Origin of the sequence: Antiquaquibacter oligotrophicus (assembly GCF_020535405.1) — a bacterium.
GTDB classification, from domain to species: Bacteria; Actinomycetota; Actinomycetes; order Actinomycetales; family Microbacteriaceae; genus Rhodoglobus; species Rhodoglobus oligotrophicus.
Genome location: NZ_CP085036.1, coordinates 1,760,494 through 1,775,189, shown reverse-complemented (window position 1 = coordinate 1,775,189; position 14,696 = coordinate 1,760,494). Strand labels below are relative to the sequence as shown.

Annotated in this window: 12 protein-coding genes; 6 read left to right on the top strand and 6 right to left on the bottom strand. The window is 67.6% G+C overall.

Features of this window, described 5'->3' with window-relative positions; genetic code table 11:
* Positions 1-81 precede the first annotated feature (81 nt).
* The gene (locus tag LH407_RS08835; protein WP_322134356.1) at positions 82-2,442 is read right to left on the bottom strand and encodes a LuxR C-terminal-related transcriptional regulator; all 2,361 of its coding nucleotides are present in this window, start codon (positions 2,440-2,442) and stop codon (positions 82-84) included.
* 133 nt (positions 2,443-2,575) lie between these two features.
* On the opposite strand from LH407_RS08835, the gene LH407_RS08830 reads away from it, so the two are divergent.
* The gene (locus LH407_RS08830) at positions 2,576-3,019 is read left to right on the top strand and encodes a MarR family winged helix-turn-helix transcriptional regulator (RefSeq protein WP_322134357.1); all 444 of its coding nucleotides are present in this window, start codon (positions 2,576-2,578) and stop codon (positions 3,017-3,019) included.
* Complete coding sequence (locus tag LH407_RS08825) at positions 3,016-4,365, top strand: cryptochrome/photolyase family protein (protein ID WP_322134358.1); 1,350 nt, start codon at positions 3,016-3,018, stop codon at positions 4,363-4,365. Before LH407_RS08830 ends, LH407_RS08825 begins: the two co-directional genes overlap by 4 nt.
* Here the strand turns inward: LH407_RS08825 and LH407_RS08820 are convergent.
* Entirely contained in the window at positions 4,349-5,221 is an 873-nt protein-coding gene (locus tag LH407_RS08820; RefSeq protein WP_322134359.1) for a carbohydrate kinase family protein, read from the bottom strand. The two genes, LH407_RS08825 and LH407_RS08820, sit on opposite strands and share 17 nt — an antisense overlap.
* Before the next feature lies 1 nt (position 5,222).
* On the bottom strand, positions 5,223-6,134 hold the full coding sequence (locus tag LH407_RS08815; RefSeq protein ID WP_322134360.1) for a pseudouridine-5'-phosphate glycosidase: 912 nt from the start codon (positions 6,132-6,134) through the stop codon (positions 5,223-5,225).
* A gap of 72 nt (positions 6,135-6,206) precedes the next feature.
* Here LH407_RS08815 and LH407_RS08810 point away from each other — a divergent pair, with 72 nt between their 5' ends.
* Positions 6,207-7,805, top strand: coding sequence for an MFS transporter (locus LH407_RS08810; protein WP_322134361.1), 1,599 nt, complete (start codon positions 6,207-6,209; stop codon positions 7,803-7,805).
* Here LH407_RS08810 and LH407_RS08805 read toward each other — a convergent pair.
* The 3 genes from LH407_RS08805 to LH407_RS08795 are packed head-to-tail and all read right to left on the bottom strand — an operon-like array spanning position 7,802 to position 11,099.
* Positions 7,802-8,755: a Dyp-type peroxidase gene (locus LH407_RS08805; protein WP_322134362.1), complete on the bottom strand. Its 954-nt coding sequence runs from the start codon at positions 8,753-8,755 to the stop codon at positions 7,802-7,804. The genes LH407_RS08810 and LH407_RS08805 overlap by 4 nt on opposite strands.
* A 29-nt stretch (positions 8,756-8,784) precedes the next feature.
* Positions 8,785-9,444: a response regulator transcription factor gene (locus LH407_RS08800; RefSeq protein ID WP_322134363.1), complete on the bottom strand. Its 660-nt coding sequence runs from the start codon at positions 9,442-9,444 to the stop codon at positions 8,785-8,787.
* A complete protein-coding gene (locus tag LH407_RS08795; RefSeq protein ID WP_322134364.1) occupies positions 9,417-11,099 on the bottom strand; it encodes a sensor histidine kinase in 1,683 nt (560 codons plus the stop codon). The genes LH407_RS08800 and LH407_RS08795 overlap by 28 nt, the downstream gene beginning before the upstream one ends.
* A 104-nt stretch (positions 11,100-11,203) precedes the next feature.
* Between LH407_RS08795 and LH407_RS08790 the strand changes: the two genes are divergently transcribed.
* The 3 genes from LH407_RS08790 to LH407_RS08780 are packed head-to-tail and all read left to right on the top strand — an operon-like array spanning position 11,204 to position 14,696.
* Positions 11,204-12,055: a universal stress protein gene (locus LH407_RS08790; protein ID WP_322134365.1), complete on the top strand. Its 852-nt coding sequence runs from the start codon at positions 11,204-11,206 to the stop codon at positions 12,053-12,055.
* Entirely contained in the window at positions 12,052-12,834 is a 783-nt protein-coding gene (locus LH407_RS08785; RefSeq protein WP_322134366.1) for a universal stress protein, read from the top strand. The genes LH407_RS08790 and LH407_RS08785 overlap by 4 nt, the downstream gene beginning before the upstream one ends.
* Complete coding sequence (locus tag LH407_RS08780; protein WP_322134367.1) at positions 12,831-14,696, top strand: heavy metal translocating P-type ATPase; 1,866 nt, start codon at positions 12,831-12,833, stop codon at positions 14,694-14,696. The genes LH407_RS08785 and LH407_RS08780 overlap by 4 nt, the downstream gene beginning before the upstream one ends.

The window sequence follows — 14,696 nt, the reverse complement described above, 5'->3', positions numbered from 1 at the left end:
TTCCGCGAAGTGACGGGGATGTTCGCGGTACGTCGCGACCGACGCCACCCGGGGTGAAAGCCGGGGTGAAGTTTTGGCAAATCAGTCGACGGGAAGCGTGAGAAGGCCGATTCGTGCTGCGCGTCTCAGGGCATCCTGACGATCGCGTGCGCCGAGGGATCGATAGATCGCGCGCAAATGAGACTTCACGGTGTTGCGGGAGAGGGAAAGGCGTGAGGCGATCTCGGGCACAGAAGACTCCTCGGCGAGCGCACTCAGAACGCGTTCTTGGGCGGTGGTGAGGGCCGCCGGCGCGACGATCACCGAGACCGGTCGCGCTCCAGCCGGGAGCATACGTTCGAGAATGCTCCGGCTCCGCGGAATCCGCGCCGTGACGGCGTGTACATCCCGCTCGCGAAGCAGATGGCCGGGCACGCCAGAACCGAATACGGTGTGGAGTTCGTCGAGTCGATTCAGAGCGCTGGCTGCCACGTCCTCCTCGTCGAGATCGACAGCGACCGCAACGAGGAGCGCAAGGCCCGCAGCAAGGGGGCGAAGCAGCATCTCGTCCTGAGGCTGAGTGAGCAGCGGAGTCAGGCGCGCGAGTGCGTCACCATCACGCCCGGCGATCCTCAGGTCGACCGCGCGAAGGAGAACGGTGGACACCAGTCGAGGGTCGAATCCGTCGATCATGGCCCGGGCGAGTCTCACGCGGCCGGTAGCGAGGAAGGCCCAGGCTCGATTCCAGCGATAGGCCGCCTCCACGAAATCAGAACGGAACCTTTCCGCGGATCCGATGTCGGTGGCGTGTTCGGGATGCCCGCTCACGTACTGCACGAGCATTCGACCGACCTCGATGAAGGCAGCCGCATCGGGTGTCGCCAACGCGCGAGCGCGCGCCATCTCGACCAGAGCGGCCTCGCGATCTCCGTCGTCAGCGAGCATCACGGCTCGCGCGAATCTCTCCCAACCACCGATGGACGTCGTCGACAGTGTGCGGTCGATCAGATGACTATCGATCTCATCAAGGTCACGGCGTGCGCGTCGGGTGTCGCCGCAGAAGGCAACGAGGGCCGCTCCGAGAGCTCGGGCCGAGTACCAGCCAGCAGAGCCCGTTGGAGCGAGGGTGGCTGCGAGATGCAGTGAAGAGCGGGCCGCATCGACGTGGCCATCGTGAAGAAGCGCGAGCGCGAATTCGGTCATCATCACTGCAGCCGTGGAGCCCCGCGACGGAAGCAATCGCGAGGGGTCCAGTAGTGTCATCCCCTCGCGCGCCGCCGTCGCGGCGGCCGAGAATGCGGAGAGCCCGCGCAGCGCTCTCGCCCGGACGAATATCGCCCACGCTCGGTCTCGGCGGGATCCACGGCGAGTGCCCGGCGGCTTCGCTCGGCCTCCGAGCTGGATAGCCGCCCGCCACCACGCTTCCGCCCCGGGGTGGTCGCCGCTGGCTTCTGTGGCACTCGCGGCGAGCGCTGCGAGTGTTGTCGAGCGCAGGACGGCCGGTCGCGCCGCGCCGTCCAGCACACCGAGTGTGTCGATGGGGCGAAGAACAGAGAGTTCCAGCCAATGCTCACGCGCGTGCGCTGCCGCTTCCTCGAGTTGCCCAGCCGCGAGGTAGTGGTCGAGAGCGCGGAGAGGATGCGCGGAAGCGACGGAGGTGGCCGCAGCGGCATGAGCACGACGGAACTCAACGGGCGCGGCACGGCGCAGGCGCGTGTTGAGCGCCCTACGCCAGGCCGGCGCGAAACGGAACGTGGCATCCTGTCGCGTGCCGAGGCCACGTCGCGTGAGTTCGTTGATGAGTTCGCGATAGTCGGCGAAGTCGAATCCTCCTGGCGGGTGCTGCGGTTGCTCGGGGAGTTCGACGGGGATTGCCGCTCGCTCGACGGCGCGCTGCACGACGGCGCCGAACCCGTCGAGCGCTTCACGCAGGGCGGCGTCGGTTGCGAGATCGGTCGCCTCGAGGATGTCCATTCCCTCTTCGGCCACGAGACTGCCAGCGGTGAGGCAGACGAGGGGAAGCCGAAGAGCGTCCGCCTGAGCGGCCGCCGGACGCAAGCCCACGATCACCTCGATCTGAGCATCGGTGAGATCGAGGACTTCTGGCGGGATGCGTTCGATGCCGTGTCGGACCCGGATGACACGATCCGCGAGTACACCGACGGACCGCCCCGCGACGATAACTCGCCCTCGCGGATGGCGCGCGCGGAGGTCAAGCAGCTCGTGAGCGAGGCCCAGCGGAGCTCGCTCGAATTGATCGATGACGATGGTCGCGCCGTTCGAGAGCGCTCGTTCGGCACGAAGTGCGACAGCCTGATCCGCGGCATCCTCGACGAACACGTGGTCCGGTCGACGCGATGTCCACTCGCGGATGGCGGCGGTCTTGCCACTCCCGCGGGACGCTTCCAGGACCGCGAAGGACTTCACCCGGTCGAAGACCGCGTCGAGCTCGGGTCGTGCCATGTACTCGTTCTGCGGGCGCAGACGCATATCACCCCCTTGATGGCGGTGACCGCGTCCCCTACGGCCGAAAACATGAATACTTTAGCGCGAGCTGTCTACTCCAGTGACACCGGCGCAATCTAGAGTGGTGAGGGTGAGCGAACGAGCCGCATCCGTCGCTGCGTGGGAAGCGCTCTTCCGCGCGCAAGTCGCGGTGCTACGTGAACTGAACGCCGAGTTTCCGTCCGATGAAATCTCGTTCACCGAGTACGACGTACTGTTCAACCTGAGCCGGTGGCCGGGACGCCGGTTGCGCATCCGTGATCTCAACAAACATCTGCTCCTCTCCCAGCCGAGCGTCAGCCGACTGGTCGACCGCCTCGCGGCGCGCGGCCTCGTGAGCAAGGAATCCGATCCGGGCGACGGCCGCGGGACGGTGGCACATCTCACGGACGCGGGATATGAGCTCTTCCTCTCGGTGGCCGTCCAGCATGCCGACTCCATCCAGCGCCGGGTGGGCAGTTCACTCTCGTCCGACGAACTCGAGACGCTCACACAGCTGTGCGACAAGCTCCGCAACGGGGGCGCCCCCTCGTGACGGGCACCTCGATCGTCTGGCTACGTGACGACCTTCGGCTCGCCGACAACCCCGCGCTCGACGCCGCGGTCGGCCACGGCGGCGACGTCATCGTGGTGTACGTCTTGGACGAGGTCAGCCCCGAAGTCCGCACCCTCGGGGCCGCCAGCACATGGTGGTTGCACCATTCTCTTGCTGCCATCAACGAGCGCCTTGGCGGTTCACTCGTGTTGCGACGCGGAGCCGGAGACGAGGTTCTCGCGACACTCGCCGACGAGGTCGATGCGGAAGCCGTCTTCTGGAACCGGCGCTATTCCTCCAGCAGGGAGGTGGATGCCCGCCTCAAGGCCCGACTCCGCGAGGGCGGTCGCGAGGCGACGAGCTTCGCCGCGAATCTCCTCGTCGAGCCGTGGACGATCACGACCTCGGACGGCTCCCCCTACCGCGTCTTCACGCCGTTCTGGCGCGCGAGTCTGGAACGGGACGTGAGGATGCCCCTCCCCGAGCCCGATCTGAGCGCGATCAGGGGACCCGCCGACGTCGGTCTCGGCATCCTGTCTGAGGACCTCGACGAATGGCGCCTGCTCCCGACCCGTCCCGATTGGGCCGGCGGTCTACGCGAGACCTGGACGCCCGGTGAGCTCGGTGCCCAGGCGCGCCTCGCCGACTTCCTCGAGAACGGCCTCGATCAGTACGACCGACGTGACGAACCCGCCGTTCCCGCGACGAGTCGGCTCTCGCCGCACCTTCGCTTCGGGGAGATCAGCCCCTACCAGTTGTGGCACAGCGTGAAGGGTCGCTCCCCGAAGTCGGCCGGGTATCTGCGCGAGGTCGGTTGGCGCGAGTTCAACTGGAACCTCCTGTACCACTGGCCAGACCTCGCGACGAAGAATTTCCGGCCAGCGTTCGACGCCTTCGGGTGGTCGGAGCCCGACGACGAGACCCTCGACGCGTGGCATCACGGCAGGACGGGCATCCCGCTCGTCGACGCCGGTATGCGCGAACTCTGGCACACCGGCTATATGCACAACCGTGTCCGGATGGTCGCCGCGAGCCTGCTCATCAAGAATCTGCTCGTCGATTGGCGCATCGGTGAGGAGTGGTTCTGGGACACCCTCGTCGACGCCGACGAGGCCAACAACCCGGGGAGCTGGCAGTGGGTTGCGGGGTCTGGCGCGGATGCCGCGCCGTATTTCCGCGTGTTCAATCCCGAACTCCAGGCCGCCAAGTTCGACCCGGATGCCGACTACATTCGCCGCTGGGTGCCGGAATACGGCACACCGGACTACCCGGATCCCATCGTGGATCTGAAGGAGAGCCGCAAGGACGCGCTTGCGGCCTACGAGGCGGTCAAGGCCGCGAACTGAGCGGCCTCGCCCCCACCGTCTCGACGGCTCGAGCCGCCGTTTGTGTACCCGCGATCGCCGCAGCGTGCACATTCCCCGACGCGACCCACTCGGCGAGGTACCCGGCGCAAAATGCGTCACCGGCGCCCGTCGGGTCGACGGCGGATGCCCGCACCGCCGGCACTCGGAGGTGCTCGTCGACCCCTGCCAGAACCCCGTCCCTGCCGAGGGTCAGCACGACGTGAGGGAACGGGAGTGCCGCAGCGACCTCGGCCGGCTCCACGAGTCCGGTGATGACGCGACCCTCATCGAGGCTCGCGAACACGATGGATGCTCCGGCAAACGCCTCGAGAAACCGCGCCACCCCGATGTCCTGAAGAAACCCGGCAGAACCGGGTGACACCGAGACCGCGACGCCGGCGCGACCCGCGCGGTCCACGAGGTCGCCGAGGGCGAGCGGATTGAGGAGGGTGTGGCCGGTGATGTGGAGCACAGCCGCGTCGTCGAGGAGGGCATCCGTGACCGTCGCGGGATCGAGGGCGGTATTGGCTCCCCGCTCGGTGAGCATGTGACGCCGTTCCCCGTCGACGAGCACAACGATGGTGCCCGTGGGAAGCCCCGCCCGCTCGGTGAGATGAGTTCTCACTCCGCCCAGTGCGGCAGCGTGGCGGGCCGCGTCGCCCTCGCCGACACTCGCGACGAGGTCGACGTCTGCTCCGAGTTCGCCGAGCCACGCCGCCGTGTTCGCCGCTGAACCGCCAGCCACAAAACGAATGGTCGACGGTGTGTCGGTGTCTTCGCGCAGCGCACCGTTCGGGATCACCACGACATCGTCGATCACATCGCCGAAGCAGATGATCCGCGAACGGGTTGCCATGTCAGCGGAGCGCGGACCAGGCCGTGGCGATCTGACCGGCGACCCGCACGTTGTTGCGGGCGAGATCGAGGTTGACCTCGAGGCTGCGACCCTCCGAGAGTTCCACGATCTTCAACAGGAGGAACGGGGTCACCGCCTTGCCCGTGACACCTGCCTCGTCGGCGAGGGCGAGGGCGTCCGCGAGGATACGGTCGTGCTCTGCCGGGTCCCACTGCTGGTCGAGCGGGATCGGGTTGGCGACAACGATGCCCTGACCGTGGCCGAGCTCATCCTGCGCTTTCATGATCGCGGCAACCTCTGCTGCATCGTTGACCGCCCAGTCCAGTTCGAACTCGGACTCTCGCAACCAGAAGCTCGGGAAGATCCGTGTGCCGAATCCGATCACGGGGACACTCAGGGTTTCGAGGCGCTCGAGTGTCGCGGCGATATCGAGCACCGATTTCACCCCCGCACTCACGACCGTGATGGGGGTCACCGCGAGGGTGGAGATATCGGCCGACTCGTCGAAGCTCTCCGACGCGCCACGGTGAACACCGCCGAGCCCTCCCGTTGCGAAGACACGGATGCCCGCGAGCGAGGCCAGGTGGGAGGTGGCAGCCACCGTCGTGGCGGCACTCGAGCGCGCCGCCGCGATGATGGGCAGGTCGCGCACACTCGCCTTGGCGAGTTCCTCCTCCGCGATGCGGCGGACACCGACGGCGTCGAGGCCGATGCGGGGAACCCCGTCGAGCACCGCGATCGTCGCTGGTGTGACATCCGCCTCACGGAGGATGTTTTCAAACTCGATGGCGGCCTCGTGGTTGCGCGGGCGCGGCAGGCCGTGCGAGATGATCGTCGATTCGAGTGCCACGACCGGTCGGCCGGCGTCGAGGGCTGCGGACACCTCGTCGGAGAGGAGGAAGGGGGTGGTCATCCCCCCATGCTAGGTGCCGACGCCTGGGCGTCAGGCCCGCGCCACGAACCCCCCATCGCGCATACTGGGACGATGACGAGCACGAGCTCCGAGCAGGCCGGTTCGGCGTTCGCTCCGCTGCGTGTCTCGGCGTTCCGAGCCCTGTGGATCGCGGCACTTGTCTCCAACATCGGCAGTTGGATGCAGACGGTCGGAGCGCAATGGTTCCTCGTCGAGAACAACAGTTCGCCGATCGTGATCGCACTCGTTCAGAGCGCGTCCGCGGCTCCCATCCTCTTGCTCGGCATCCCTGCCGGTGTGCTCGGGGAGTTCGTGAACCGCCGCAGTCTGCTCATCGTCGTCCAGGCCGCGCAGGTGGTGATCGGTCTCGTGCTCACCGTGCTCACCGCCACGGGCGCGATGACACCCGCTCTGCTCTTGGGGCTCACCTTTCTTCTCGGCGCCGCGTCTGCGGTGCAGCTGCCCGCGTATCAGGCGATCGTGCCGGACATCGTGCCGCGTGCCCTCATCCCGCAGGCCGCGAGCCTCAGCTCGATCTCCGTCAACATCGCGCGGGCTCTCGGTCCCGCCATTGCGGGCGTCGCCATCGCTGGTCTCGGTGTTCCCTTCGTCTTCGCACTGAACGCCGCTACGTTTGCCTTTTTCCTGCTCGTTGTTGTGTTCTGGCGTGGCTACCATCCGCCGGAGCAGCGGGTCGAGCCGTTCGTCGATGGCCTCCGGGCGGGACTGCGGTATGTGGCGAACTCGGGGGTGGTGCGGCGCATCCTCCTGAGACTCGGACTGTTCATCGTGCCCGCCTCGGCGTTGTTCGCCCTCCTTCCGCTCATCGCGAGTGGACCGCTGGGCCTCGACTCCGGTGGGTACGGCCTGCTTCTGACCGCGATCGGTGGCGGATCGATCGCTGGTGCATTTGTGCTCACGCCGGTGGTGCGGCGGATAGGCATAAACAGCACCGTGCTCGTGGCATCCGTCGTCTTCGGACTCGGCCTCGCGGCGATCGCCGCGGTGGACGTGCTGGCTATCACGGTGGTGGTGCTCGTCATCATGGGTCTCGCGTGGATCGCCGTGCTCGCGAGCCTCAACGGCGCGGTGCAGTCCTTCCTCCCGGTGTGGGTGCGTACTCGAGGACTCTCGATCTACCAGATCGTGCTCTTTGGGTCGACGGCAGCGGGGTCTGCGCTCGCGGGTGCCGGGGCGGCTCTCATCGGGGTGACGACGGCGTCCCTCGTCGCGGGTGGTCTCGTGCTGCTGGTTGCGCTCAGCCAGGTGTTCTGGCCGTTCCTCTCCACCGCAGACAAGGGCAGGGCATCGGTGCCCCTGCCGCTCACCGACGTGCCCATGGTCGATCAGGAGCCGATCGACGAGGATGCCCCGACCCTCGTTCTCGTGCGCTACACGGTGCCCGCCGCCTCGCGCCGGGAGTTCTTCTCCGCGCTCGAACGCCTGGGACGCAGCAGGCGACGGACGGGAGCCAGGCAATGGCAGGCGTTCGACGACCGAGAACGACCCGGTGTTGTGGTCGAGGCGTTCTGGCTTGGCAGCTGGCGGGAACACCTCGCGCAGCACGATGTGCGATCGACCGAGGCCGACGATGAGCTCATCGCCGCGGCGAAGGCGTTCTCGACGGCTCCCGTCGAGGTCGAGCACCTCACCAGGGCAGCCGCGAACTAGTCGCCGAAGGACTCCAGGACGTCGTTCGACGGTGCGAAAAAAGTCGCACCCGTGACGGCGTGCGAGACATCGAGGATGCGATCGTACGAACCGGGAGGGTCACCGAGGAACATCGCGCTGATCATCCGCTCCGTCACCCACACGTCCTTCGAGTAGCCGATGAAGTAGGTGCCGAACTCGCCGGCACCCGGCCTGCCGAACGGCATGTTGTCGCGCAGGATGTCGTGCTCGACGCCATCGTCATCGACGATCGTCGCGAGGTCCTTGTGCGACTTGCGCGGGAGGTCGTCGAGCTCCACGTTGTCGGCCTTCGTGCGCCCGATGATCTTCTCCTGCGTCTCGGTACTGAGCGCGTTCCACGCGGCCAGGTCGTGGAGGTATTTCTGCACGACAACGTAGCTTCCGCCCGCGTGATCCGGGTCGCCGTCGGCGACGAGCGCCCACTCGCGCATGCCCGAGCCCGTGGGGTTTTCGGTACCGTCGACGAAACCGAGAAGGTCGCGCGAGTCGAAGTAGCGAAAACCCACCGTCTCGTCGGCGACCTGTACGGCATTACCGAGTTTGTCGAGGATGAGGCGCTCGAGTTCGAAACAGAAGTCGTCGCGCTCGGCCCGGATGTGAAAAAAGAGGTCGCCGGGGGTCGATGGTGCCGTGTGGGCTGGCCCAACGACGGCGGGGAACGGATGAAGCTGCACCGGCCGAGGCAGGCCGGTGACGGCATCCCACACCTCCGAGCCGATCGCTGCGACGCACGACAAGTGCGCCCCGAGATCACGGAATCCCACCGCGCGCACGAGTCCGCCGAGATCGCCGAGCACGGAACGCGCCCGTGCCGCCGCGTCGGGGTGGCCACTCAGCGTGAGGGTGAGGAAGACCGCCGAACGGGAGAGCGGTGCGTCAACGGATTGCGGCTGAATGGGGGTGCGGGCCCACGCCGATTCGCTCGTCATGCTCGAATGCTAGTGCCGAGCGACCACGGTTACCGTGCGTCGTCGCTGCGCTGCCGTGCACCGTAGACGGCGGCCTGGGTGCGGCGCTCCATCCCCAGCTTGGCGAGGAGCCCCGACACGTAGTTCTTGACGGTTTTCTCCGCCAACTCCAGCCGCTCGCCGATCTGCCGGTTGGTGAGGCCATCGGCGATGAGCCGGAGCACCTGCTGTTCGCGCAAACTGAGATCGACCGTTGTCGCCGCCGCCTTCTCGGTCGCGTGCTCGACAACACGTTTGGTGGTCGCCGCCGTCACGAGACGTTCGCCTCGAGCGACACGCCTGATGCCATCGAGAAGACCCTGACCTCGGATGTCCTTCAAAACGTAGCCAGCAGCACCGGCAAGGACGGCGGTGCGGCTCGCTTCGTCGTCGGCAAAGGCTGTGAGCATGAGGCACTGCACGGTCGGGTCTGCCGAACGGACGTCTCGGCAGAGGTCGACCCCGTTGCCGTCGGGGAGCTGCACATCGAGAACGGCGACGTCGGGCCTTGTCGCCGCGATCCGCCCCTTCGCCTCGCGCACGGTCGAGGCCTCGCCAACCACCTCGAGGTCGTTCCCTGCGTTGATGAGGTCGGCGACACCGCGACGCACGATCTCGTGATCGTCGACGAGGAACACACGAATCATTCGCCCTCCAGGGGGACTGCCCATCGCACCACGCTACCGCGCGGCTCCCGCGTGCCCAGCGTGAACTCTCCGCCGCGCGAACGCGCACGAGCATCGAGGTTCGCCGTACCGCTGGAACGTTGCAAGGTCGCGGGTATTCCAACTCCGTCGTCCTCGACCACAACACTCGCGACGCCATCGAGGGCAGAGATACGCACCCACACGTCGTTCGCCTCTGCGTGGCGCGCCGCATTGCTCAGCGCTTCCCGCAGAACGGCGACCATATCGTCTGCGAGGTCCTGCGTGACCAGAAGATCAACCGCACCGGAGAACGTCAGACGCGGTGATTCGGGAAAGGCCTCCCCCAACTCCCCCATGAGGTCGATGACGCGGTGGCGCAGCGACGGACGCTCGTCGGCGTTGCTCGAGGTCATGGTGAAGATCGCCGTGCGGATGTCGGCAATAGCGGCATCGAGGGCATCCACTTGCTCGGCGAGTCGCGCGCGAGTCGCGCCGTCGACACTCCCGGCGAGCGCCTGTAGCGAAAGTCCGGCAGCAAAGAGGCGCTGAATGACGTTGTCGTGGAGATCGCGCGCGATGCGCGAACGGTCCTCGAGCATCGCGATCGTGCGGCGGTCGGCCTGCGCGCTCGCAAGCCGAAGCCCCACACTCGCTTGCGCGGCAAAATCCGCGGCGAGCGTGAGATCACTCGTCGCGAACCGCGGTCGACCCGCGGCGCGAGAGACCGTGAGCACCCCGCCACGCTCGCCCGGAATCGCAATCGGCAGCGCCATCGTCGGGCCGAGGGCCAGCGGATCCAGCGGGTCGCCGACATCGGTGAGGTGGGGGTGACCGCTCTCCTGCGCGCGACCGGCGAGTGTGCCGTCGGCGGCGAACACTAGGCCGACGAGCGTGTCAGCAGCGTCGCCGCGGACGACGTCGACCCGCAATCGCCCCTCCGCGGCCGGAAGGACAACACACACCGTGTCCGCGTCGGCAAGCAGGGCCACCCGATCGGCGAGCACCGCGAGGGATTGCTCCGAATCATCCGACAGAAGGGCCGCGGTCACTTCCGCCGATGCCGCGGTCCACCGCTCGCGCCGTCTACTCTCGTCGAACAATCGGGCGTGATCGATGGCGGCACCGGCCGTTGCCGCGAGCGCCACGAGCAACTCCTCGTCCTCTGCACTGAACGGACCACCCTCGTGCTCGGCGAGGTAGAGGTTTCCGTACGTCTCGCCTCGTACGCGAATGGGGACACCGAGAAAGGTCGTCATGGGCGGATGCCCGGCCGGGAAGCCGCTCGAGCGTGGGTCTGCCGCGATATCGGGCAGCCGGATGGGTTGCTGTTCTTCGATCAGGGCGCCGAGGAGCCCGTGACCTTGGGGAAGGTGACCGATGTGGGCCACGAGGTCGTCGGGCATCCCGACGTGGATGAATTGCTCCAGCATCCCGTCGGGACCGATGACACCGACGGCGCCGTACCGGGCACCGACAAGATCGACGGCGGCCTCCACGATCGTGCGGAGCACGGCCGCAAGTTCGATCTCGCCGGCAACAGACCGTGTGGCCTTCAGGAGGTTGCGGAGCCGACCCTGGGTGGCGAGCACCTCCTGAGCCGACTGGACGAGCCGTGCGAGCGACGAATCCAGTTCGGTTCGAGGGCCGTCCGGAAAAGTCAGGCCTTCCGCGTCATCCACTATCGCGACCTCCTGCGGATGCGCCCCCAGGGCGCGGGACCTTCGGCTCTGCCGCGCCGAGCCGAACGGAGCCAGTCTGACACAACCGAACGTGGAGGTGGAGGATGGACAAGGTCATAGTCGCCGTGAACACCGAACGGCACGGCAACGAGCATTCCGCACTGGAGTGGGCCATCGTTCGAGCCCGGGAGACGGCGATGACGCTCGAGATCCTCACGGTGTTGCCGCGCCGGGGCGCCCCCGACGAGGCTCGACGTGCACTCGAACGCATCGCCGGTGTCACCCGCGCCAGAGTGCCGGAGGTCCCGGTAACCGTGAGCGTGCGGCGCGGACCGGTCGCCGACGTTCTCCTTTCGGTGTCTCGACGTGCCGACCTCCTGGTCGTCGAGTCGACACCGGTGGGTGCCGTATCGGGTGTGGTGCTCGGAACACTCGCGCTGCGCATCGCGGGCAGGGCTCAGTGCACCGTTGCGGTTGTGCCGCGCGGGTGGGTCGACGGCCCGAGTGACGTGGTGGTCGGGTGGACGGACGACGAGACGGCAGACCGCGCACTCGATCGCGCCGGGCGTGAGGCTGCGCACCGCGGTGGAGCGCTCACGATCGTCACCTCGTGGACCGAGGCGTTCGGTCACGACCGCGCGGTCGCCGCCGAGTTCTACGACGTGACAAAAGAGGTCGCCGAGAATGCCGCCGATCGAGTTCGTCGTGCCCATCCGGGTGTGCCCGTCGAGCTCGCCCTGGAGTCGGGATCGGCCGCCGAGGCCATCGTCGACCGTGGCCGCAGCTCCGGCCTGGTCATCGTGGGGACGCACGGCCGCGGAGCCCTCGGAAGTCTCATCCTCGGCTCGACGAGCCACGACGTCATCCTCAACCTGCCGGCACCCGTTCTCGTCGTGCCGGCACCCGGCGGACCCATCACCGTTCTTCCCGAGATCCTTGACGAGGAGCTTCTATGACCATCAGGGTCGGCGTCGACGGCTCGGGACCCAGTCGAGCAGCCATCACGTGGGCGGCAAAACGCTCCGCACGCGACCATGAAGCCCTCGAACTCGTCCACGTTGTCGACGGCGAATGGGGCCAGCTTGGTGAGGATTACGCGGACGATGCCCGGCGCGGCGCGAACGGCCTCCTCGCGGACGCACTCGAGGTCGCCCGACGGTGTGCCCCCGATGCACCGATCACGACCAGCATCCGCCAGGGCAGCACGGCGTGGGAGCTCGCCGTGTCTGCCGAACCCGGAGACCTGCTCGTGGTGGGAACCCACAAGACCGGCTACCTCTCGGGAAGGGTTCTCGGAACGCGGAGCGTGGTTGTAGCCTCGACAGCCACGAGTTCTGTCGCGGTCATCCCCGACACACCCGTGACCGCACGGCGCGGGGTCGTTGTGGGGGTTGCCGAAGGAACACCGTGGGAGGTGGCCGTGACGCGAGGGGCCCAGGAGGCAGCCCACGTGGGCAATGAGCTGTCGCTCGTGAACGCAGCGCCCGGCGACGGAGGGCAACGTCTCCTCGCGGATGCCGCGGCCCTGGCAGCGGACATCCATCCGGCACTGGTCATTCGCCGCCGCGTGTCGCGACGGCGCCCCGCGGAGGCGCTACTCGACGCGAGCCGATCCGCCGGATTGCTCGTCCTCGGAGCGACACGCGCCGACACCGCCAGAGCCGGTTACCTCGGGTCGACCACCCACGAGGTGTTGCTGAACCTCAACTCGCCCGTCCTGATCGCGCGCGCATGACCTGGCGGCGGGTGGGAACACTCGCGCTGCGCTACCCGTGGGTAAGCGCCACCGTTGTCGTGGGGCTCACCGCACTGGTGCTCACCGCCACCCCGGCATCCCCGGTCGTGCGCTGGATTGAGAGCGCGTTCGCTGTACTCGTCGCCGCGCGCAGCGCCGTGGCCATGGTGCGCTCGCTGCGCTCCGGCAGTTGGGGAATCGACATCCTCGCGGTCGCCGCGATCGCGAGCACGGTGGCCCTCGGTGACTATTGGGCGGCACTCGTTGTTGTACTCATGCTCACCGGTGGTGAGGCGCTCGAAGATTACGCTGCCCACCGGGCACGGAGCGAACTGAGCGCTCTCCTCAAGCGCGCCCCCGTCATGGCTCACGCTGCTCGAGGCGATATCCCCGTCGACGCGGTCAGCGTCGGCGATGAACTCGAGGTACGACCGGGCGAGGTCGTGCCCGTCGACGGCATCATCCTCAGCGACCGGGCGTCGTTCGACGAGTCGTCCATCACGGGTGAGAGCCTGCCCGTCACGCGTGTCGGCGGCGACACCGTACTGAGCGGGGTCGTCAACGGCGGAGCCCTCGTGCGGCTCCGCGCGGCGGCCACGGCTGCCGACAGCCAGTATCAAACCATCGTCGACCTGGTTCGATCCGCGGCCGACAGCAAGGCGCCCTTCGTGCGACTTGCCGACCGCGTCGCTGCTCCCTTCACGCTTGTCGCCTTCGCGATCGGAGGGATCGCGTGGCTCGTCTCGGGGGAGCCGTCCCGCTTCGCGGAGGTACTCGTCGTCGCCACACCGTGCCCACTCCTTATCGCCACCCCCGTTGCGTTCATCGCCGGGATGAGCAGGTCGGCGAGCGAGGGCGTCATCGTGAAGGGCGGCGGCGTGCTCGAGCAACTCGCGCGAGCACGAAGCGCTGCATTCGACAAAACCGGCACCCTGACGCGGGGAACACCCGAGGTGGATCGTGTGGAGGCCGTGCACGGAACCGACGACGATCTGGTGGCAGCCGGTGCGGCCGTCGAGGAAGACTCCGTGCACGTGCTCGCCACCGCAATTGTGGCGGAGAGCAACCGACGAGGACTGCCGGTGCTCGGCGCTGCCGGGGTCACCGAAGTTGTCGCGGAAGGTGTGCGGGGAACGGTCGCGGAGCACGAGGTGCGTGCCGGCAAACGGTCATTCGTCGACCCCGGAGCGGATGACACGTTCCCTCCGCTCGCGCCGGGCGAGACCGCGGTCTACGTCTCCCGCGACGGCCGGCTGCTGGGGAGGATTGTGCTCTCCGATGAGGTTCGGCCCGAGGCATCCGCCACCCTGCGACGGTTGCGTGGGCTGGGCATTCGCCGCACCGTCATGCTCACCGGTGACGCCCAGGAGACCGCGGAACGCATCGCCGAGCTGACGGGTGTGGACGAGGTGCGCTCTGCCCTGCTCCCGGCGGGAAAGGTCGAGGCCGTGAGCCGACTCGAGCCGCGCCCCGTCATGATGGTCGGCGACGGAGTCAACGATGCACCCGTTCTTGCCGCGGCCGATGTCGGCATCGCGATGGGCGCTCGAGGCGCCACGGCAGCAAGCGAATCGGCCGACGCCGTCATCCTCGTTGAGGACATCGGTCGCGCGGCCGACGTCATGGCTCTCGCGCAGCGCACCATCCGAATCGCCTACCAGAGCATCGGAATCGGGATCGGGCTGAGTGTTGCACTCATGCTCGTGGCCACAACCGGAGTGCTGCCGGCGATCATCGGGGCGAGCCTTCAGGAAGTCATCGATGTGATCGCGATCCTGAACAGTCTGCGAGCGGGGCGTCGAGTCCTGGCTGCGCGAGACGCGCGCGCAACCGACACACCAACTGCGATGGCGCGCGGCTAA